Origin of the sequence: Hominimerdicola aceti (genome assembly GCF_025567495.1) — a bacterium.
GTDB lineage: Bacteria > Bacillota > Clostridia > Oscillospirales > Ruminococcaceae > Hominimerdicola > Hominimerdicola aceti.
In genome coordinates, this window is the sequence record NZ_JAOQJZ010000004.1 from 14,979 (window position 1) to 34,083 (window position 19,105).

Sequence of the window (19,105 nt, forward strand, 5' to 3'; positions counted from 1 at the left end):
TATTTTACCTCCGTAAAATTACTTAGTCGCAGGCAGACCCATTACGGCTCTTGCCTGTGCGTCTGATGTTGTTTCTGTTGCCGAACCGTGGTCAAGACCGGTGTCTATCCTTGCGGTAGGCTCATCACCATCCGCAAAGAGAAATGCTTTGTCGGCCTTAAGCTTGTCAAGCTGTTCGGTAAGACCTGTGATCTTGCCGTCATCGTCAAGCTTGAGGAGCGACGAGTCAAGCTGAGACTTGACAATGTCCACATCTCTTGCTTTTGCTCCGGCAAGGGACAGTTCCAGAGCCTTGTCAAGCTTAAGTGCGGCAATATCTGCATTGTACTTGCTTTCCCAGTCGGACGCCGCTTTCTTAAGTCCTTCAATGTCCTCGCCGTCAAATGCTTTGACCTTATCAGTAAGCTCTGAGATCGTGCCTTTTGCCGTTTCCAGTTCTGCGTTAAGGTCTGTGTACTTCTGCTGTTCTGCGGTCAGCTCCGCTGTGTGCTGTTCAAGCACCTTGTTTGCCTGCTCCTCGGTAATACCGAGAGCTGTTAAATCTTTCAGTTCCATAGGGATTTTTCCTCCTTAATTTTGAGTATAAAATTTATCTCCTCGCAAGCGGCTCGGATTTTTGCTCCGCAAAAACGAGGATAAATAAAACGCCCTTGAAAGAGCGTTTTACTATCGTTAAAATGCAGTTTTAATCATCTGATAAATCTACAAGGCATTTAATAACCAAACAAATACCTTTTATTATTGTGAAGACCCATGCGGCTACATAACAGCCAACGGGGATTTGCCCTGTATCGAGGGCGTAAAGCAATATGAGGGTTGAAAGCATAAATTATCAGCTCCTTTTTGCAAAATTAAAAGCCCCCAGTAGCTGGGAGCTTATTCATTATGAATTTGAAAATAAACCTTATCATAAATATCCAATGCTTTATATCCGAAATCTGTCATATTATTCTGATTTTCGTCCATGCCATAAACAACTGATATGTTGCTAATTATGCATTGAAACATAGAAACATCTTTATTATTTATTTCTATCTGACTTGTTTCGGGGAAGAGCTTGTATGGGTATTCCAAATCTTCAAAATCGCCATATTTGACAAGCATTTCATATTCATCTTTTTTGAAATTGAATATCATAATAATACACCTCACTTTGGATTACATTGAATAAGCACGCCCGTTTCAGGATTTATGGATACTGCACATTTATCTGTAACAAATAGCTGAGATATTTTAGGTTTACCATCTTCATCATATAAAATGTTACCGTTTTTATCCCTGCTAATTTTGGGTTTCATTGCTTTACCATTGGTCAAAGCATCCTGAATATCTTGAAGTTCAACGCCAAGACGTTTCTTACCCGTATCAGGATCTTTGATTACACCAATAACACGTTCAATGAAATGATCCGATTGCCCAGTTATTTCAATACCGTTAGTTGTAGTTAAACCAACAAGACTGTTGTTAATCTCATTGTGCAACTTCTTATAATGATCGTAACCTACAAGCGGAGAAAATTTTCCCTTTTTTACAGAAGTAATATATGCATTCATCAATTTGCACTCAGGAGAGTTATTATACTTCATATTTTCAAAAATGTCAAGGCTTTTCGGCGGATTTTCTATGCCGTAGCTTTTCATTTGCTTAACAAAGTAACGATTATTCCCATATACCGCTTTCTGCGAAACACTCTTGTTAAATCCAACAACCCGAACTCTGTCCTTTTCGGAATAAAGATCGTTCGTATCGCAAAACTCAGACAGCCGTTTTTCCTTAGTTTTCAGTATAGCCGAGTGGCGTTCAAACTGATTTTGCAGTCTCCGTTTAAGCACCTCGTCTTCCGTCTCAGAGATAGCACCGTCATATGCAGCTAAACGTCTTTTTGTAGCTCGTATAGACCGCTCCATAGCACGCTGTTTCTGCGATAATTCATACTGTCTGTTGTTTTCGGTCACGTCAACAGGGAGATTAGCACGTTCGGAAATTCCCTCGAAAAACGGATAAAAATCATGTCGGCAGTTCCAGCCTTTCAAGCCGTCACCCGTTCCGTAGCCTGTGGCGGTGCTGAGTTTAGGGTATTTTTTAGATTTGCCCGAAATGCTGTAAACCTTGCCTTGCCATAAAGCGTGTGAGGGACGCGCGCCCATGTGTGCGGTGACCTCAACCAGATCGCAGTCCATTTCTGCGGCAAGATCAAGCTGCATCTGACCTGCGGTCTGACTTATGCCCGTCATTACCGCACGCCGCACTGCAACGTCTGCCCAGTCGGTCTTACCCGATGGATAAGTTACAGTCGCAATACCTTGTTTAGCAAGCTCGACAACTGCGTCGTAAATAGCATCCTGATATGTAAAAGCACCGCTTTGTACCTTTAACCATGCCTTGTCCATAAGATGAGTAACAGTTGCCTGCGAGGACTCTACCATGGACTTACACAGATTTTTTGTCATACCATTTGCATTTTTAACGCCTGCCTTAAGCGTGTTGGATAATGCCACCGACCTCAGAGCGGCGGAGCAGTCCTTGCCGTAAGTTCTGTATATCTTGGCGTCGTTGTTGATTGCCTCCTTACAGGCATCGGTGTACAGCTTTGATATCTGCCGCTTTGATTTGCCTGTAAATTCTGCAAGCATAGCAGTGATCTCTTTTGTAGACATCTTCAACTGGCTTGCTTTGTACAACTGCCATTCTGCCGAGGGAGTAAGATAGTCCGCTTTAACAAGCTTTTTGGCAATAGACTTGATTATATCAGTCTGTACCTCGCTTACAAGATCAATCAAGTCATCTGGCAGTTTTTGTAACGTCTGAGGGGTAAGCATTACTCCTCACCGTCCTCAAAGCCCATAAGCTCATCGTCGGTAGGTTCACCGTCTGCAAGACGTGCCTTTGCCTCCTCTTCCGATTCGCCGTACCATTTAACACGGTATTCCCACTTCTGCATTAAACCTGCTGTGACATCATCTTTGTCACGTTGTCGCTCGGCATTTTCGTCTACCAGTGGACTTTGGTCAAAGACTATGGATATATGTGCGTCCTCCTTGACCTGTGCGTCGATAAAGCTGTGGCCTATCCAGAGGAGCGTTTTAACAAGACCATGCAAAAAGCTCTCAACTTTTATAAAATGCTTGTGTGCGTTTTGGATCAAGTCCTGCTTGTCGCCTGTGTACTGGGTAGCAGTTACTATAGAGCCTGCATTAAACTGATAATGCTTAGTACCAAATCCCACCTTAAAGCTGAGATAATCAAGCTGTGCCTGTATACCCGCCGTATTGTCTGCAACTCTCAGATCGGGATTATGCTCCTGCACCATACTCTTACCCGTGCCATCGTCCATAGTCTCGCCGATATAATAAAACAGTTGTTGATTTACCTCATCGGGAGCAACCTTTTTATCTCCAGACATATCTTCAAGCATATTTTTGTTTAAAAACACTTTTTTCTGTCCCAACCAAAAATCAGAGTTAAGATTATTATATGCAAGATCAACTCCCTTCAAGTTGTCAATCGCTCCGGCAAAAACCGCACAGCCCATCCCATTATTGCCGTTAATGGGATTAACGATAGCAGGTTTGCATATGGTAAACCAAGACTTGTCTGATCCTGTATGCATTATTCTTGCAACACCGTCCGGCAGAGGTTCTTCGCTCAACAGCGATTTATCTTTTATTCCAAAGATGTGATTTTCTATGACATATTCGCCTTTTTCCAGACGGTGTATCTCAAGATACAGCTTGTTGCTGCCTTTTGTACAGATATCGGAGCAAAACGCTGCTTCGGTGATAATGCCGTTGTCCGATGATAGGACTATTATCCTATCCGCCTCAAGGTAATTTAGATCTATCCATGCGTCCGGTGACGGCAGAAGTCTGCCGTCTGAGCTTACCACAGCATTTTTAAGACGTATCACAACGGCACAAGTGCCGGAATACATCATTTTTTCCATGAGGTCGTTAGCCTGATCCCAGAAGTTGTTGCTGCCGAACACTCCGCCGTTGTCGGTATCGCCAACGATGAACTTTTCCGAGTATTCATCATCTACTTTTACAAACGTTTTGTCGTTTATTAATATGCTTGCCCAGTCCTCGCACACCTTTTTGGCCATTTTCATGGTATACATATCACGACTCTTGCGTTTTTCTCCGTTTTCAAAAGTTATCCTATGAAATGGTTCATGAAAACCCTTCCACCAGTCTTTCCATACGGATATATTATTATAATAGTTGGTCGAAATGTTATAGCCGAAGTTATTATTCAGCCAGTTTATTATCTCACTGTTCAAATGTTTTCACCTCCTGCCAGCGTTAGCGGCTTGATAAATTTGCTAAAGCTGTACTCCAGAGCGTCAGCGGTATCTATATCGCAAGTACCGTCGTCAAGACGCTCGTCTCTGTCCGGAATTTTAGGATCCCATATCTGCTCCGACAAGCTTCCGATAACATTTTTGCAAATGTCAAGCACCCAAAATCTGCCCTGAGCCATCAAAGACGTAAGCATAGATATTCTGTCGTTTCGTGGAGCTTTGTAGCAGTCCACGATCTTGACCATCAGTCTTGCTCTGGCACAGGCTACTCTCAGACCGTTTATTACCGCTTGGTTTTCGTTGTCCGCCCATGCAAATTTAATTAAAAGCGGATTAAAACGCATATATAACGTCTTTACAAACTTTATAAAAGCAGTGTAAATAGTATCGGGACCGACCTCGCCCTTGCCGCCGTCTATTTTGTGATCTGCAATAACGACAAGCTTTTTAAAGCCCTCAATAAAAGCCGTAGCCACGAATGTGGTCTTTGACTTGTTGCCGCCGAAGTCGATACCTATCTGTATTGATGTGATCTTGCTTTTGTCAAGCTGTGATTCGGGTATTATATACTTTTCGGGGTCGTTGGCAAAGCTCTGGAAGATAAGACCCTCTGCCGCTATCCTTAACCCCAGTATATCTCGCTTGTACCAGATAGATGTCGGATCGTACTGAGATTTTACCTCAGCCTTACGCTGATCTGAGATATTTATGTTATCGTCAATAGTAAAATGTGCGTAGTTGTATCCGCCGAGGAATTTGCAATCGGCGGCGTCCTGCTGGTACTTGTCAATGTACTCGGTGTATATCCAGCTTTTTGGATTGTCCGGGTTAAGATCCCACCATATCTTACGCTTATCTGCGGCGATAGATCTGTTAAAAGCCTCCTGCACAAATGATTTGTGATGCAGATTGATCTCAGTACCTATCCACATACCATAAGAGTTGCCTCGTATGGACTTATAACTGCTGGCAAGCATAGCGCCGGAAAAGATGACGATCCTTGTTTTAAATCCTGTATCCTTGCCCTTTATGATAAGAGCCTCATTGCCCTTGTACTTACCCCAGCGGCATTGACCTCGAAAGAAATGCTCAATACCAAAGCCGTTACAGTCGCCAAGAATGATTTTCGCATTGCCGAGTGTTGACGCCGATGCAAGATGTATCTTGTCTTTAGTAGTCTTAAGCTCGTGACAAAAAGCAAGAACGTTGTCCACTGTCTTTCCGGCTCTTACCGCTCCCTCGGCAACGTTTATCATGCAGTCCTGTGACTTTCGGATATATGCCTTATGCTTATCGCCAAAATTGTAGGGTATGGTCTTTTTGCGTTTCTCAGGCTTAGTTGTCCTTGCCATAGATATCCTCCTCAATTTCCGACGTGTCCTCCAGCTCAGGATCAGCCTTGGGATTCGGTGACCAGTTTTCTTTGTCTTTATTCTGCAAATAGCTCAGAGCGGCGGACGGATTGGGAGCGACTTTTTTTACCCTGCGCCTGATCGTTTTGCGCCCTCTGGCGTCAACTCTAACTTCTTCCTCTGCATATTCGCCGCCCAGAGCCGCCGCAAGCAAAGCTCTCTCCACTTCGGAGTTTACAAGTTCAGGATTGTCGTCCAAAAAATCCTGAAGTTCCTTGTGCCGCTTTTTATAATCTGTGGCAAGCTTTTTCCGTTCTGCCTTGTCGGAGGTATTAATAAAAGCCTCCGACAGCTCGCCGAGGCTTTGTATATCCGTCTGTATTTTTACATCATTAATGTTGCTTACAGCTGCCGACAGCGTGTCGATAGCCTGTTTTCTCTTTACATTCACATTAACACCTCCGTTCGCTCAAACTCAAACTACACGCCCGTTTTAAGGGTTTTCTCTTTCAAGTGTGAAATTATCCTAAGAATTATTTCAAAACGTGCTATAACGCCGTTAAACGCCGCTAAAATGAAATCAAATAGCAATGCTTCGCCATTCGGATATTTTTGTTTCAAAATTCCGTTGATGTCCGGCGCTATGTAATCTGAGCTTAAGCGCAGGGGACGAATCAACCTTACGCTTATGATCAGATCTTTTCCAGTTCTGCAGCAACGTCAAAGTAATGACGCCTGCCGTTTATCTCACAGTACAGCGTACAGCGTTTACGCCGCTTGCTGTATTTAACAATGCAGTGTTCTCTGCCTTTGAGCAGTCCCTCTGTGATAGTCACCTTTCCGCTGTTTATGTAACCACGGCTGACGGTAAGATTTTCGACATCAAGTATCCACCGAAGTCTGACTTCCTCGCTCATCGGCAGCGGAGTGGGCGGTCTGCCCAAAAATCTCAATACGCCGACAGTATTTTTCACGGTGTAGTAAAGCTCGTCTGTGATGCCTTCACTGTTAACAAAAACATATGTGGGAAATATCATCCGGCGTACCATGCGCCACACGCCGCCTTTACGTTCCAACAGGTCGTGAGCAGGCGCATAGGCGTTAATATTTTTATCTCTGAGAGTGGCAACAACGTCATGCTCTCTGCCGCTCTGAACATAAATAACGTAGATCATATATCGCTCCTTTTCTCCTCAAGGAACTTAGCCACATCCTTGTAAAGATCGGGACGTTCCCTTGCCATTGCCTCGAACACCATTGACTTGACCTGTTCAAAGCCCGCGTTAAGGATATCCTCGTTTTTCAGATCCATATTCTTTTTATACGCCGCAGCCTTTACAAGGCTGGTAGCCTGTTTGAGCAAGGCTTCCGGGTCTATGTTCTTCCATTTTTCTTCGGGAGTGTTCTGTATAGATTCCAACACGTTATGCGACAGCAGCCTGATTATTCCCTCGCTGGTATCGAGAGCCGGATACTTGTTTATCTCCTCCATTATGACCCTGAAATTCTCCTGAGCCATTCTGAGGGTCTCAACAGATTCATTCAGATTTGCGGCGTATCTGCAAACCGAGGATATTGATATGGGCTGATCGGTCTGATCCTTTATATAGTCTGCGATCTCCGCATATGTAAAATCGGCTTTCATCATATCTTCGACCGTTGCTTTAAGTTCCGGCGACAGCTTGTCTATTTTAGAGTGCTTTCTGCGCTTTCTTGCCATTATCCGCACCCCCTACAGCTTTATGCAGGGGTCGTTGATACCTCCGGCAAGCAGGCTGATCCCCTTTGCCGTAAGCTTTGCCTCGAGATCGTCAAAATCGCTGTCTGCCAGCGTAGACGGCTCTTTGGACAACACCGTCCTCAGATGTATGTATCCGGCTTCATAAAGATAGTTCACGCTGTCGGTAATTTCGCCCTTTGTTATATCGGGAAGAGCATACTCAACGCTCTTAAGCTTATGATACTGATATCTGAGCATATTTATAGTGCGCATAACAGAGCCGTTATTTTCTTTAAAATTGCCTGCTCTGATAAGCTGCATCTGCTTTTCCATATCCATGCTATTTTTCTCCCTTCATTTCCATCAAGATATCCATGATCTTGTCCAGCTTCTGTTCAGTCTTAAGCTGTTCTCTGTAAAAATCCTCTTTGGTAAGATAGTTCTGCTTGACGTCGGTAATATCGGTCTTGCACTTGTCAAACTCGTCTTTAGAGACGTAATTTTCTCTGACCTTATCCAGACCGCTTTTGCATTTATCGATGTCGTCCATAGTCCGCTTTAAAAAGTAGGTTATAATACCTATACCGCCTGTAAGAACGAGCTGAAATACTATCGTAAATATCTGCTGACTTGTCATAAAAACACCCCCAATATATTTAGTACCGTTATCCGTTATAATAACTGTACCATATATATTGGGGGTGTTACAGATGAAGCGTTTCAGCGAGTTTCTGCAATTATATTTCATCAAAGGTAATCTGACCCTCGATAGGAGCGTTTTGCTTTTCCTGCCTTATCTCAGCCGTTATGCTGCGGATCGTGCGCTCAGACAGATTATATTTATTGACAAGAAACTTGAAGTTATATCCGTTAAAATCCCTGCGTATCTTTTCGTCACGTGCCGATCGGATAACAGAATCAGCTTTTGCAATGTAAATTGACAAACCACCGTAACGCTGCACAAGCTTTTCGTATGCCTGTGAGCCGATGCAGTCGTAAATATCCCGCTGCTCTGGAGTAAGGTCTTCTTCGTATATATCAAGTTCCGGCATATTTCTCACCTTGCCTTTTCGCCCGCCGCTCTGCCGAATTAACATAACGCTTGAGCTGTTCGATAAGCTTAGAACACTGTTCCTGATCTATCCACCGAAACGGCTGCTTTTTTGATGCCGTAACGCCCAGTACTTTGCCTATCACGCCAATTAGCCTGTCTCCAACGTCAGCTGACTCTGGATTAGTGTCAAGTTCCTTGAGCCTGTAGCAGTATCTCCAGCACAGCCGCTGCTGTTCAGGCGTAGCCATACCGTTGCAGCCGATCTCTTCAGCTTCTTTCTTTTTGTTTCTAGATTTGGTATTATGCAGCAGATGGTTTGGATCGGCAAGCTTCATGCGATTGATAAGTTCCGCCTGAACAGCCTTGAATTCGCTATCGTCAAGCTGTTTTACCGAATCTTTACCGGTAATGCTAAAGATCAATTCGTGCAGCATATCATCTTTATCTTTGCCGACAATACCAAGACCTGCTCCCAGACCGTAAATTCTTTTAATCTGCTCCTTTGTTGCCATATCCAAATCCTCCTGTCCTTATTTTTTAGCCGTGAATTTCGTTTTCGGCGTTCTTTCAACTACAACCGCGCTGTCAATCATATCCACAGCACGCTCCACAATCTCATCGGTAAGCTGTTCGTTATTAATCATAAGCAGACGTTTAAGATTCTGCCAAGCGACGGCTTCGGATACCAGATAAGCGTTCTCCTGCGCCGCCTTTTCATCCAGACCGCCAAGCTGCATAAGATTTTTTACGTCGGTCTCATATTTCGCACCCTTAAGCTTTTTCTCCAGAACTTTGCGGCTCTTATCGTCAAGCCCAAGCCCATCCAGTATCTTAGCAACGCTGCCGTCCTTTATGTACTCCTTGTTGTAAACGGCGGAAAGCAAGCGTTTTGCAGATTCTGACAAGGTGTAGGTTACGTCCTCTTTTACAACGTCGCCGTACGCTTTACCAAAGATCTCCTTAAGCATTGTTGGGTACACAAGCTTAACGTTGTCGGCGTTGGTGACTGTGATTGCATTGCCAGCATTGTCGCTGTAGACAGCAGATTTAAACTTTGTATCCTGCAGGTCGGCTTCCGAAGCCTTAAGGATATCAGCCTCGATGCCGTCTGCCTCTGATTTAAGCTCCGAAATTTCCGCCTTGATCTCAGCATAACGTTTTACCTTTTCAGACAGATCCATAAGCCGTCTTTACCTCCTCTATGATTTCTTCGGCGCAGTTTCTGCAGGTATCACGTCCCTTGATAGAGCGCACATTATCAACACTGCCACAATAGCAACAGGTAGGTCTGTGCTTGCGAATCATGATACCGTCCGCTGTCTTCTCGATGTCAACAGCCATGCCTCCCGCAAAGCCCGCTGCAAGTCTGATGTCCTTCGGGATCGTCAATCCAGCTTTGCTTGTAAGCTTTTTATGTTTTGTTTCCATAGCGTTTTTACCTCCTTGTTTTTCTGCACTCTGCATTTATCAGGGCTTGTGACCTGCGCCGATCGGCGGCTGCATTACAGGAGGGGCACAGCCCCTCTGATACTTATTATTTCTTGTCTACAATTGAGCATTCATTGCATTCTCCGTTACTGTTGCAAATATTATCACAATAGCCGCATTTATCGCAGTACGGACAGTCATCACAACACATTTTCATAAAAAAGGCACATTCTGCGCTGCCTTTCATAAAACATTCAAAATTATTATGCATATTTAGTCGCCTTTACTTTCCTCGGCTCCTCGATGCGTACCATGTCTATCCAGCGTATCTTATCAGTATATCTATGTACAAGGCAAAGCTGCTTGTCCGTCGCCTTCGAAACCATCCAGTCCGCAGGATCAAGCTTGTAATACGCTATTATTCGTTTCTGAGCTTTGGTGGGATTTTTTCCGTGCTTCATTCTTTTTGTCCTCCGTTTCACTTTTTATACCGCCATATCCATATATTTAGCGATTGCAGACAATCCCTTGGCGGTCACATTGCCGTTATCGAGGGCGTTGGAGTATAGATTGACCGCTCCTCTGATAGCCTGTGGACTTTGAGCGATACGCAGTAAAAATTCAACAGCAGCAGCGTCCTCTCTGATATCCGGAAAGAGCATTTCGATGTCGCTCTTCTTTATCTGCTTAACGCTGTAAAACCGGGTATTCTTCGTCCTGTTGCGTATCTGTGCAAACTCCGCTTTCTGCTTTCCGCCAAGTCTGCTTACCGTGGTCTCGTTGCCGACAAAGCATATTCCAAGGGTCTGTCCCTTTTCGTCAAAGCAGTCGCAAAGGCTTCGGAGAGTATCAATGGCATTTCTGGTGAGATGCTGGGCTTCGTCCACGATTATCACCATGCCGTCCGAAAGCTTTGACGAGATTTCCAACCAGAGTCTGCTCACAGAGCCGGAGGATACGTTCAGCTTAGAACCGATAAGTTCCAGCACGGATTTTGATGACTTGATGCACGGATTTACCGTTATGTATGTACAGTTTGTGCCGTGCTCACGGTAATACTGCCTGCAAGCCTGTGTTTTGCCTATACCTGCGTCACCGCAGGCTATGGCAAGACCGCCCTGAAGCTGACAGTTACGTATGATCTTGTACACGTTAGACGATATTGACGTTTCCTTATAGTCTGTGCCGACATAGATTTCAGCTGCAGCCTGCTTGGTTTCAAAGTATTCAATTACTTTTTTCATCTGCTTATCTACATCGCCGTTGTAGGTACCTGACTTAATTGCAGAGTATGAGCTATCGGATATACCAATCTTTTTGCAGACTGCAGCCGCAGATAGATTTTCCGAGTACTGCAGCTGTTTTATCTGTTCCAATGCCCACTCCTGTTTAGCTGTTAGCTTTTTCATTTATTAATCACTCCTCCATTTATTCTTCCGCCTCTCGGCGTTTTCGTTCATTTTATCTATATTGACCACAATATCGTCTCCGGAAGCCTTTGATATACTTTCCGGTTCATTATCAGCTCTTATCATAATCACATTGGACGGCATAACGATCTTAAAGCTCTGCTTACCATGTGCTGCCTTGAGAGCGGCAGCCTCCATAAGGTCGATCTTATGCTCTGAGTTTAAGCCATCTGTGATATTCTGAGCCTCGGCTTTAATAAACCGTTGTACTCTGCGCTGTAAAGCCATTGCATCGGAAATCTCTTCCTTGCTTTCGGTGATGTAATCTATAAGCAGCTTGTCCGCACATTCCCAAGTCCAAAGGTAACGGTCCGATTTATCGTAAACCCTTACGCTTCTAAGATCGGCGGGATCGTATCTTACATAGACCTCCTCGCCCAGGTGACGGTAAGTGTTTTCATAGTCCATAAACCAGACCTTTTCGCCGGATATTTCAACAAATACGCCGTTGCGCTTGATCTTTTGCACCCTTGTTGATCTCATAAGCATAAGATTAAGTTCGGCTTCCGGAGCTTTGCGTATTCCTACAGACTTTATATCCATATTCCATACGTCAATACGACTCATTCCTTTGTACTTTGTCTCAGCTCCGCCATATTCCTGCATATTAAAATCACCGTCAATATACATATCAATATATTCTCTAATCTCAAAGTCGCAGGGAATCTTGCCTTCTTTAATTCTACGCTTAAGGCTCTCAGGTCGCTGCATAATAGTGCCGCCGCAGTAACCTTCAAACATTCTTGCAAACTGCATTGTGACCGTGCTAAATGTACGCTCAATAGGCTTTGCTTTAGCGTTACGGACGATTGCGTTATGCATCGTGATTCCAAGCCTTTGGAGTATTGTCGGTGGTTCGATCTCAGGGTTATCGGTTTTCCTGCTTCGATGACCTTTTCCGCCAACGTCATGGGTCAAAAACTCTCGACCGTTATCAAAATATACGGCTTTCGGAATGCCAAACCGCATAATTCCATGCCTTAATGCGATGATTGTTGACTGGGAGTTCGGACTGTCGCATATATTCCAGCCGACCAGCACTCCGCTTTTGGCATCCAAAAAGGCTGTAAGGTACAGCCTGTGGATCGTGCCGTTATCTTCATCGTAGGACTGTATATCGAACGTGTGGTTATCTGCGATCCAGACGTCGTTAGCGTGGAGACCGTCGTACATACGGCTGATATATGGCAGGCATTTATCTTTCATAGCCTTATCGCCGTCGCGCATATATGTAAGCACGGCTTGTGGTATTTCCGACTTTATATGCCGCCTGAAAGTATTGTCTGACGGGAAGTTTGATACCATTGACGGATACCACTCTTTTGCACATTCAAGCGTTAGGTCGTAACAACGCGAAACGGTAGGTTTGTTTTCGGAAAGATAGAAATAGCAAAACTGCTCCCACAGCTCCGGTGGGATACTGCTCTTACCCTTATTGGCTCCGCCTCGATTTTCACAAAGCCCCTGCAGATTATTATTTCTGTAGGCTGCATACTTGCGGTATAGTATATCCACCGACACTTTGATATCATTATGCTCGAGCTGACACTTGCCGACGTAAAGCTTATCCACTTCGGTTTTCTTTCCGGGGTATTGATCCCGGTAACGCTGCCAGTCTCTGAGGATATCTACCCAGAGTGCGATTTCATCACGCTCATCTTCGGAAAACTCTTCGATTGACGTTTTCACAGGCTTTTTGGGCTGTTTTAACGCATTTTTAACAGGCTGTGCAACAAGTTCTAAGCCCGCTTCCGCTCTTTTCTGAGCATAGTATTTTGCCTGCAGGCCTTCGGGGAGTGATGATATTGGGATCATATATTTAGGACGGTTCCTGTCGTTGATTTCGATATTGCATGACAATTTTCCGTCCTTGCACAGTTTCTTTATATATCGTTCACTGCAGCCTTTAAGATCAGCAGTTTTGGCAACCGTCAAATATTCCACATCATCACCTCCCGAAGTTACTTGACAAAACTAATGTTTTCTGATATACTAAGTATCAGAGCCAGAACGGTTGTTTACGAGGTCGGACAGAAAATCTTCTGTTTCGGTCAATACTGCAAGAATGGTCGCAACATTCCTGCGGAGCTGTTCAGGCTCTATTTTTATGTCCTCAAGGCAGCTTGCCTGAGCCAGAAGCCGGGCTTGTCCCACCGCATGAGACAGTACTTGTGTTTTAAATTCCTTGTATTTCATTGGTTACACTTCCTTTCTCGGTCTGCCATCATCAGTACCGGGAGACCGTCCCCGGCAGACCGAACCGCCTGTTGCGGCTCGGTTTCGGCTAGAAAAATCGGAATGTATAAGTCTACTCCTTCCGAAAGAGTACCCTGCGCACTTATACTGCGTTGCACAACCTTGTCGACTAGGTTGATTGAGTTGGCTTTCACATCAGGACTTGCACCTGATAGGCTTACGCTTGCGAACCTAGCACCATGCGTGAACATTTAGCCGCCCCGATTATTACCGAAACGGCAAGGTAGATAGGATAAAAAGTTATCCTAAGTGGGTCTGATACGCTCAGACGGGCGGTATCTTTATGTTGTCTTTAGACTGTGTTATAAAAATACAAAAAACGTTCCAGCTGGTGCAAACATTAAGCTCATGCGCTCTCAGCTTGCATTTACGAGTTCGCACCTTAAGGAAAGTCGGAACCCTTATAACAAAACCTGTACCTCGGCTAATTCAACCCGACGACACGTAGCCAGAACACGTGGTTTTTAAGTCATACGCTACCGATATTTTATGTCCTCGGTTTACAGACTGTATGACAGGCTTGGTTCAAGATCTAAGTCGTTACCTCTGAGCTTGCAAGCTGCAGGTGATTCACTATATCCCCTATGGCGGGCAAGCACGGCACCTGCATATTTTGGTCTGCCATCATCAGTACCGGGAGACCGTCCCCGGCAGACAGCCGAGTTACTGTCGGCTGTTTCGGCTGTTTCGTGATCTGCCGCACAGATCGTCAAGACTGCATTGCAGCACATTGGCTATCCTGATCGTAGTCTTAAGAGAGGGCGTCAAAACGCCCTGCTCTATCTTGCACACGGTCACATTGCTGATCCCCGCATACTTAGCAAGCTCTCTCTGATTAAGATCACGCTGCTCTCTAATCTGCTTTATGCTTTTCCCAATATCTGCGCTCATAAAGGCGTTCCCTCCTTTTAGCAAAGTATATATCTCTGATAAGAGAGAGGATAAGGTGCATACAGATCAATCCGGATAGTGTAAGCAACGGTATGATCCAGAACTCGGAATGTCCGCTAAGACTTGTTATGGCACACCATAGCATGATAATGGCAAACATGGTAAGCACCTTTCCCTCGTCCGTAAGTTTTTTCATAATAAACCCTCCTTACTTATACATCATAACGGTGATAACGTCTTTAGCGGCAGCAAGCGGACTGTCTCCTGTGATGCCTATATCATACACATGACCGTTCTTCATGGTTACAAGCACCCACTCTTCTCCGTTGTCTTCGCAGTAAGTTATATCATCAACATCATCATTGGCGGCATGGAGCAGGAAGTAGAGCTCTTTTTCTACGAATAAAGCTTTATTCATTATATATCCTCTTATTGGCGGAGTTTGTTCCGCCCTTGTTTGCTGCTCGCCGTATTTTTCAGCTATGCAATCAAGATCATCATCTATTGCTGCCTTAGCATCCTCGATTGTATTATAAGCCTTTGGCGAGAAAGCCCCGTAAGGTGATATGCAAACATAGCCTATCCTATCGTTACCTGATATCGTATAGCCTCTGTACTCATACATATTCACATCGGTTTCCTTAATCTTATACTTATTCATTAAAATTCCTCCTTTTTCGATTGACGTTTAACGCTTTTTGTGTTAAACTTAATTTATCATGGGGTAACTATGCCCTAGAGGTTACCCTATAGTAAATTATAACTAGATTTTTTCTAATTGTCAAGTGAAATTCTAACTCGAAATTAGAAAAACGCTAATTTTGTGATAAGTAACAAAGGAGATGATTGAATTTTGGATATTTTGGATAGAATAACTATGCTTTTAGGCAATCGAGAGCAAAAAGAATTGACTAATTACCTGAAATTAAATAATGTTGCTTTTTCAGAATGGAAGTCTGGGAAAAGCAAATCATATAGAAAATATCTAATTGAAATTGCTGAATTTTTTGATGTTTCAATAGATTACCTTGTTTACGGTAAAGAAAAAAGCTCACTAGCGGAACAGTTGACCGCTGATGAGCAGGAGTTACTTACATATTATAAGGAATTAGATTTAATGAAAAAGGGTCAAGTCCTCGAACGTGCCAAGGTCCTTTTTGAGCAGTCAAAAATACCATTAAAAGAGCTTGAAAACAGTGTTTTCATAGAGTACTATTCGTTGCCTGTCAGTGCCGGAACTGGCGTTGATCTGGATGGCTGCGAAAAAGGTATGTTGGAGGTTAAGAAAACGCAGCTCACTCTTGAGGCTAATTTTGCTCTAAGAGTGTCTGGCAACAGCATGGAGCCTGTATTCCACGACGGAGACGTAGTTCTGATAGCCTCGCAGCCATCTGTTGAGATCGGCGAGATAGGCATTTTTATACTTAACGGGGAAGGATTTATAAAGAAGTTCGGCGGAGATCGCTTGATTTCCCTTAACCCGGATTATGATGATATTCCGCTGCATGATTATGATAGTATCTATTGCCGGGGAAAGGTTATTGGAACTGTATGATATAAAAATATGAAACTAAGCAACTTGTGCTTGATCTTCCGACTGTAGTGATTGTTCGAGCCGCACAGTGGGACATTGATAAGTTAATGGGAACTAGTTCCCATTAATCGAATTTTTAGTTCCTATATTCCCGTATAAAATATGGAAATCTTTCAATGAGATTTTTCAATTGAACATTCAAACTATTTTATAAACGTTATAGCTTTAAAATGCGTAAATACGCTGTTTTGTGACAATTTTAAAATTTGAAAACAGTTCTAAAACGTTCTAAAAAGGTAAAATTTAAAGGTCTTAAAATGCTTTTAAAATTGCATTTTAAGACCTTATTTTTTTGACATTCAATTTTCTTATCCGCAAAGCACGTCAACTTTTTGCATATTCAAACCGCCGCATTTGCGCCACTTTCGTGGGTTTTCTATGCTAATTCCGAGTTATTCCGCATTTTTGCGTTTTTCGGATTTTGCGTGGCGAGCAACAATAGCACCTCCACGGGGTGCTAGCGTGGTATCCTCCGGCATAGCTTCTCAGTGGTATATAAAAAACTAAGAAAGCTATGCTTTCAAACACCTTGCCCACAATAACGCCGATAACTATAGTGCTGATAAGGTTAAGTAAAACCGTTATCCCCATATTGAATCCGTATTCATACAAATCGAAATCGCTTTCTGATATAATACCTTTTTCACATAGATGTTGCGTTATTTTGCAGGCAGTTTTCTTAAACATTAGAACTTACGCAGTTTCTTAGAATCAGCAGGCAGTTCAGGCTGGTGAGTGATGAACATGCATGTAGAATTCACGTTTGATACAGTAACCAAAAGTGCCAATGCAGCAAACACCTTACCCATTCTTGTGCTGAGTTTCATTAAATTTCTTTTCATATGATTTTCTTCCTTTCATAACAAGTTATGATTTGATTATACATAATATAAGAATAAAAAACCGTAAATGTCAAAAAAAACGTCTTTTTTGTAAAAAAAATAGAGGCAACTTATTGTTACCTCTATTTTTCATACATTATCACTGATGTTTCAAACCAGTTATCAGCTACATCAGTTTTTAAAATTCCACCATATTTTTCTGCAATATTTTGAACACTCTTTAACCCTATTCCATGATTTATCTCATCATTTTTTCTTGTCCTTTTATCCTTGTGTATGATTCCGTCAAATGAATTTCCTACTAATATTTTAATGTAACCCTGCTTATAAACAATATCGATAGTTATCTTCTTTTCATCGTTCTCTCCTAGGAGACTTAACGCTTCAAGTGCATTATCGATAAGATTACAAATAACAATATTTAAATCAAATGAACTGATAAGAATTTGCTCAGGAAGAACAACATGATAACTTTTTTCAACGCTATTGTTCTCTAACGGTGCCAATTTGTAATTCAGAACACTGTCGATCGTTTCATTTCCTGAATCGATAATAACATTATTACTATAAATATAATCATTGGTTTCAGCAAGGTAATCTTTAAGCTGATCGTATTTCTCAGCACTAAGCAAACTTTGCATGTTGATAATATGATTTTTCATATCATGCTTTAAAAATCTTATCTTCATCTGAGATTCCTGCATTAAATGCAGCTGATTAAGATATGCCTTGTTTTGCTGCTCAATAACGTCAGTTTCATATTGCTGGGAAAACATATTTACCAAATTATCGTAAAGGTAAAGAATAACTATGTTCATCAATAATATGATAACGCTTAAAATCAACGATACGACATTGAGATCTTTTGCGACAAAGTAACCAACCATTATACTGCCAAGCGAAACAAATATCACAGTAATATAATACATTATTGGTAATTTTACAATTTGATCGCTGTATTTAAAATAGCTCTTAGCTATGATATTTACAAGTGTTAGAAGCACAATATTTGATACAAATCCCTCATCAAAAAAAACAGAGTTTATATTAAGCAAAGACTGTATAGCAACAACCGCTGTATCTACTACAATGGAAAAAACACATAACACAAATGCTGACAACAGAGACTTAAATAACGATACTTTATAGTACAAAAATATAAGAATAAAAGGTATAATGTTTGACAGGATTGTAATAAGCCGATTGTCAAAAAGTAAATACGCACAGCTATTTATAATGTAATAAAGTGTAAACAGAACAACGTCTGATTTTGCCGATTCTTTTTTCTTTTGTAAAAACACATTGGAAAACTGATAAGTGGCATATATGTGAAACACATTTGAAAACAAATAAAATAAAGTAGTCATATCATTCTTTCAACAGCTGTTCACTGACCTCCATTTTCTTATTAGGGCTTATCGGTAATTCCACTCGGTCTATGCCAATAAGGACGACTGAATGTGACGTGAATCTTTCAATATAATTTTTATTTACTAAATACGATTTATGAATACTGATAAAATCACTTAAACTTTCATTGTCAAGCAGGTTAGATAATTTTCCGTAAAAGGTATATTGATTCGTAATAGTATGGATCACTATTGTTCTGCCCTGACTCTCAAAATAACAAATATTAGATACTATGATACTGTTTTTGACTTTATGTGCAGTGTATTCAAACACCTTTTTTCTCTTAGCCTGATCCAAATAATAAGTTTCAAAAAATTCAACTATTCTTTCATAGGTAATTGGCTTTTTTATATAATCATAGGGCCTTATTTTAATGGAGTCAATAGCATACTCGCCATAAGATGTCACATAAACAATAGCAGTGTTGTCATTGGCATACAGTCCACGCAATCTTTTTCCAAGCTCAATACCATTCATTTGTTTTTCATCATTATTTTTAAATTCAATATCGAGCAATATTACATCAAACGAGTTCCCCTTGAGATACTCGTCCATTAATTTCTCACAAGTATCAAATTCTGAATGATCAATTTCTCTGTCACATTGTATTGAATAATCTAACAAATACTTTGATAAACTTTCCTGCATACGTTTATCATCATCACAAATTGCAACTCTGATCATACGATCACCGCCTTTATTCGCCATTATACCAAACATTTATCAGAAAATCAATACATATTTTATCAATTTTCTGGTATAATAGTTTACAAAACAAAATATAATTTT

Annotated in this window: 25 protein-coding genes, 2 other RNA genes and 1 pseudogene; 1 reads left to right on the plus strand and 27 read right to left on the minus strand. The window is 42.1% G+C overall.

The annotated features are described in order from the left end of the window. Nucleotides 1–18: 18 nt before the first annotated feature. The 23 genes and pseudogenes from OCV57_RS05055 to OCV57_RS05160 all read right to left on the minus strand — a co-directional run bounded on the left by OCV57_RS05055 (nucleotide 19) and on the right by OCV57_RS05160 (nucleotide 15,131). Nucleotides 19–555 (minus strand): phage scaffolding protein, encoded by a 537-nt coding sequence (locus OCV57_RS05055; protein ID WP_041337533.1) that lies wholly within the window; start codon nucleotides 553–555, stop codon nucleotides 19–21. 321 nt (nucleotides 556–876) lie between these two features. Then, nucleotides 877–1,137, minus strand: coding sequence for a hypothetical protein (locus tag OCV57_RS05060; protein ID WP_041337534.1), 261 nt, complete (start codon nucleotides 1,135–1,137; stop codon nucleotides 877–879). Between the two features lie 11 nt (nucleotides 1,138–1,148). After that, nucleotides 1,149–2,819, minus strand: coding sequence for a phage minor capsid protein (locus OCV57_RS05065; protein WP_051706956.1), 1,671 nt, complete (start codon nucleotides 2,817–2,819; stop codon nucleotides 1,149–1,151). Further along, nucleotides 2,819–4,279: a hypothetical protein gene (locus tag OCV57_RS05070; RefSeq protein WP_041337535.1), complete on the minus strand. Its 1,461-nt coding sequence runs from the start codon at nucleotides 4,277–4,279 to the stop codon at nucleotides 2,819–2,821. The genes OCV57_RS05065 and OCV57_RS05070 overlap by 1 nt, the downstream gene beginning before the upstream one ends. Next, the gene (locus tag OCV57_RS05075) at nucleotides 4,276–5,652 is read right to left on the minus strand and encodes a phage portal protein (protein WP_041337536.1); all 1,377 of its coding nucleotides are present in this window, start codon (nucleotides 5,650–5,652) and stop codon (nucleotides 4,276–4,278) included. Before OCV57_RS05075 ends, OCV57_RS05070 begins: the two co-directional genes overlap by 4 nt. Next, nucleotides 5,636–6,103 carry a hypothetical protein gene (locus tag OCV57_RS05080; protein ID WP_041337537.1) on the minus strand — a complete coding sequence of 156 codons (468 nt, stop codon included), beginning with the start codon at nucleotides 6,101–6,103 and terminating at the stop codon, nucleotides 5,636–5,638. Before OCV57_RS05080 ends, OCV57_RS05075 begins: the two co-directional genes overlap by 17 nt. Nucleotides 6,104–6,344: 241 nt before the next feature. Beyond that, nucleotides 6,345–6,827: a transcription termination/antitermination NusG family protein gene (locus OCV57_RS05085; protein ID WP_041337538.1), complete on the minus strand. Its 483-nt coding sequence runs from the start codon at nucleotides 6,825–6,827 to the stop codon at nucleotides 6,345–6,347. After that, on the minus strand, nucleotides 6,824–7,372 hold the full coding sequence (locus OCV57_RS05090; RefSeq protein WP_041337539.1) for a phage protein Gp27 family protein: 549 nt from the start codon (nucleotides 7,370–7,372) through the stop codon (nucleotides 6,824–6,826). The genes OCV57_RS05085 and OCV57_RS05090 overlap by 4 nt, the downstream gene beginning before the upstream one ends. Nucleotides 7,373–7,384: 12 nt before the next feature. Then, nucleotides 7,385–7,711, minus strand: a complete 327-nt coding sequence (locus OCV57_RS05095) for a hypothetical protein (protein WP_041337540.1) — start codon at nucleotides 7,709–7,711, stop codon at nucleotides 7,385–7,387. A gap of 1 nt (nucleotide 7,712) precedes the next feature. Beyond that, on the minus strand, nucleotides 7,713–8,009 hold the full coding sequence (locus OCV57_RS05100; protein ID WP_041337541.1) for a hypothetical protein: 297 nt from the start codon (nucleotides 8,007–8,009) through the stop codon (nucleotides 7,713–7,715). 100 nt (nucleotides 8,010–8,109) lie between these two features. Further along, entirely contained in the window at nucleotides 8,110–8,424 is a 315-nt protein-coding gene (locus OCV57_RS05105; protein WP_041337542.1) for a Mor transcription activator family protein, read from the minus strand. Beyond that, nucleotides 8,411–8,938: a phage protein GemA/Gp16 family protein gene (locus tag OCV57_RS05110; RefSeq protein WP_051706958.1), complete on the minus strand. Its 528-nt coding sequence runs from the start codon at nucleotides 8,936–8,938 to the stop codon at nucleotides 8,411–8,413. The genes OCV57_RS05105 and OCV57_RS05110 overlap by 14 nt, the downstream gene beginning before the upstream one ends. Before the next feature lie 18 nt (nucleotides 8,939–8,956). Beyond that, nucleotides 8,957–9,607, minus strand: a complete 651-nt coding sequence (locus OCV57_RS05115) for a hypothetical protein (RefSeq protein WP_041337543.1) — start codon at nucleotides 9,605–9,607, stop codon at nucleotides 8,957–8,959. After that, nucleotides 9,594–9,854: an AbrB/MazE/SpoVT family DNA-binding domain-containing protein gene (locus OCV57_RS05120; RefSeq protein ID WP_041337544.1), complete on the minus strand. Its 261-nt coding sequence runs from the start codon at nucleotides 9,852–9,854 to the stop codon at nucleotides 9,594–9,596. The genes OCV57_RS05115 and OCV57_RS05120 overlap by 14 nt, the downstream gene beginning before the upstream one ends. 263 nt (nucleotides 9,855–10,117) lie before the next feature. After that, nucleotides 10,118–10,315 (minus strand): DUF6906 family protein, encoded by a 198-nt coding sequence (locus OCV57_RS05125; RefSeq protein WP_041337545.1) that lies wholly within the window; start codon nucleotides 10,313–10,315, stop codon nucleotides 10,118–10,120. Between the two features lie 24 nt (nucleotides 10,316–10,339). Further along, a complete protein-coding gene (locus tag OCV57_RS05130) occupies nucleotides 10,340–11,263 on the minus strand; it encodes an AAA family ATPase (protein WP_041337546.1) in 924 nt (307 codons plus the stop codon). A gap of 3 nt (nucleotides 11,264–11,266) precedes the next feature. Next, a complete protein-coding gene (locus tag OCV57_RS05135) occupies nucleotides 11,267–13,267 on the minus strand; it encodes a DNA-binding domain-containing protein (RefSeq protein ID WP_041337547.1) in 2,001 nt (666 codons plus the stop codon). Nucleotides 13,268–13,315: 48 nt separating this feature from the next. Further along, nucleotides 13,316–13,519, minus strand: coding sequence for a hypothetical protein (locus OCV57_RS05140; RefSeq protein WP_041337548.1), 204 nt, complete (start codon nucleotides 13,517–13,519; stop codon nucleotides 13,316–13,318). A gap of 16 nt (nucleotides 13,520–13,535) precedes the next feature. Next, nucleotides 13,536–13,609: hammerhead ribozyme type II (locus tag OCV57_RS05145), an RNA gene on the minus strand. A gap of 582 nt (nucleotides 13,610–14,191) precedes the next feature. Then, nucleotides 14,192–14,263: hammerhead ribozyme type II (locus tag OCV57_RS05150), an RNA gene on the minus strand. 72 nt (nucleotides 14,264–14,335) lie between these two features. Then, a pseudogene (locus OCV57_RS14350) lies at nucleotides 14,336–14,470 on the minus strand (helix-turn-helix transcriptional regulator); the annotation flags it as partial. After that, a complete protein-coding gene (locus OCV57_RS05155) occupies nucleotides 14,433–14,666 on the minus strand; it encodes a hypothetical protein (protein ID WP_041337550.1) in 234 nt (77 codons plus the stop codon). The gene OCV57_RS05155 and the pseudogene OCV57_RS14350, both read right to left, overlap by 38 nt. Before the next feature lie 12 nt (nucleotides 14,667–14,678). Further along, a complete protein-coding gene (locus OCV57_RS05160) occupies nucleotides 14,679–15,131 on the minus strand; it encodes a hypothetical protein (RefSeq protein WP_041337551.1) in 453 nt (150 codons plus the stop codon). 192 nt (nucleotides 15,132–15,323) lie between these two features. On the opposite strand from OCV57_RS05160, the gene OCV57_RS05165 reads away from it, so the two are divergent. Continuing rightward, nucleotides 15,324–16,025: a LexA family transcriptional regulator gene (locus tag OCV57_RS05165; RefSeq protein WP_051706962.1), complete on the plus strand. Its 702-nt coding sequence runs from the start codon at nucleotides 15,324–15,326 to the stop codon at nucleotides 16,023–16,025. Nucleotides 16,026–16,445: 420 nt separating this feature from the next. Here OCV57_RS05165 and OCV57_RS14355 read toward each other — a convergent pair whose 3' ends face one another. The 4 genes from OCV57_RS14355 to OCV57_RS05180 all read right to left on the minus strand — a co-directional run bounded on the left by OCV57_RS14355 (nucleotide 16,446) and on the right by OCV57_RS05180 (nucleotide 19,000). After that, on the minus strand, nucleotides 16,446–16,751 hold the full coding sequence (locus OCV57_RS14355; protein ID WP_394804269.1) for an accessory gene regulator ArgB-like protein: 306 nt from the start codon (nucleotides 16,749–16,751) through the stop codon (nucleotides 16,446–16,448). Next, entirely contained in the window at nucleotides 16,751–16,906 is a 156-nt protein-coding gene (locus OCV57_RS05170; protein ID WP_117924657.1) for a cyclic lactone autoinducer peptide, read from the minus strand. The genes OCV57_RS14355 and OCV57_RS05170 overlap by 1 nt, the downstream gene beginning before the upstream one ends. Before the next feature lie 122 nt (nucleotides 16,907–17,028). Next, nucleotides 17,029–18,273 (minus strand): sensor histidine kinase, encoded by a 1,245-nt coding sequence (locus tag OCV57_RS05175; RefSeq protein WP_267300668.1) that lies wholly within the window; start codon nucleotides 18,271–18,273, stop codon nucleotides 17,029–17,031. Nucleotide 18,274: 1 nt separating this feature from the next. Beyond that, entirely contained in the window at nucleotides 18,275–19,000 is a 726-nt protein-coding gene (locus OCV57_RS05180; RefSeq protein WP_267300669.1) for a LytR/AlgR family response regulator transcription factor, read from the minus strand. Between the last annotated feature and the right edge of the window lie 105 nt (nucleotides 19,001–19,105).

Excerpts from the sequence above, each read along its gene's own strand:
- OCV57_RS14355 (WP_394804269.1), bottom strand. The coding sequence starts at position 16,751 with ATGTTTAAGAAAACTGCCTGCAAAATAACGCAACATCTATGTGAAAAA.
- OCV57_RS05060 (WP_041337534.1), bottom strand. The coding sequence starts at position 1,137 with ATGATATTCAATTTCAAAAAAGATGAATATGAAATGCTTGTCAAATAT.
- OCV57_RS05115 (WP_041337543.1), bottom strand. The coding sequence starts at position 9,607 with ATGGATCTGTCTGAAAAGGTAAAACGTTATGCTGAGATCAAGGCGGAA.
- OCV57_RS05065 (WP_051706956.1), bottom strand. The coding sequence starts at position 2,819 with ATGCTTACCCCTCAGACGTTACAAAAACTGCCAGATGACTTGATTGAT.
- OCV57_RS05170 (WP_117924657.1), bottom strand. The coding sequence starts at position 16,906 with ATGAAAAGAAATTTAATGAAACTCAGCACAAGAATGGGTAAGGTGTTT.
- OCV57_RS05140 (WP_041337548.1), bottom strand. The coding sequence starts at position 13,519 with ATGAAATACAAGGAATTTAAAACACAAGTACTGTCTCATGCGGTGGGA.
- OCV57_RS05180 (WP_267300669.1), bottom strand. The coding sequence starts at position 19,000 with ATGATCAGAGTTGCAATTTGTGATGATGATAAACGTATGCAGGAAAGT.
- OCV57_RS05095 (WP_041337540.1), bottom strand. The coding sequence starts at position 7,711 with ATGGATATGGAAAAGCAGATGCAGCTTATCAGAGCAGGCAATTTTAAA.
- OCV57_RS05110 (WP_051706958.1), bottom strand. The coding sequence starts at position 8,938 with ATGGCAACAAAGGAGCAGATTAAAAGAATTTACGGTCTGGGAGCAGGT.
- OCV57_RS05075 (WP_041337536.1), bottom strand. The coding sequence starts at position 5,652 with ATGGCAAGGACAACTAAGCCTGAGAAACGCAAAAAGACCATACCCTAC.
- OCV57_RS05130 (WP_041337546.1), bottom strand. The coding sequence starts at position 11,263 with ATGAAAAAGCTAACAGCTAAACAGGAGTGGGCATTGGAACAGATAAAA.
- OCV57_RS05160 (WP_041337551.1), bottom strand. The coding sequence starts at position 15,131 with ATGAATAAGTATAAGATTAAGGAAACCGATGTGAATATGTATGAGTAC.
- OCV57_RS05175 (WP_267300668.1), bottom strand. The coding sequence starts at position 18,273 with ATGACTACTTTATTTTATTTGTTTTCAAATGTGTTTCACATATATGCC.
- OCV57_RS05090 (WP_041337539.1), bottom strand. The coding sequence starts at position 7,372 with ATGGCAAGAAAGCGCAGAAAGCACTCTAAAATAGACAAGCTGTCGCCG.
- OCV57_RS05125 (WP_041337545.1), bottom strand. The coding sequence starts at position 10,315 with ATGAAGCACGGAAAAAATCCCACCAAAGCTCAGAAACGAATAATAGCG.
- OCV57_RS05120 (WP_041337544.1), bottom strand. The coding sequence starts at position 9,854 with ATGGAAACAAAACATAAAAAGCTTACAAGCAAAGCTGGATTGACGATC.
- OCV57_RS05055 (WP_041337533.1), bottom strand. The coding sequence starts at position 555 with ATGGAACTGAAAGATTTAACAGCTCTCGGTATTACCGAGGAGCAGGCA.
- OCV57_RS05100 (WP_041337541.1), bottom strand. The coding sequence starts at position 8,009 with ATGACAAGTCAGCAGATATTTACGATAGTATTTCAGCTCGTTCTTACA.
- OCV57_RS05155 (WP_041337550.1), bottom strand. The coding sequence starts at position 14,666 with ATGAAAAAACTTACGGACGAGGGAAAGGTGCTTACCATGTTTGCCATT.
- OCV57_RS05085 (WP_041337538.1), bottom strand. The coding sequence starts at position 6,827 with ATGATCTACGTTATTTATGTTCAGAGCGGCAGAGAGCATGACGTTGTT.
- OCV57_RS05105 (WP_041337542.1), bottom strand. The coding sequence starts at position 8,424 with ATGCCGGAACTTGATATATACGAAGAAGACCTTACTCCAGAGCAGCGG.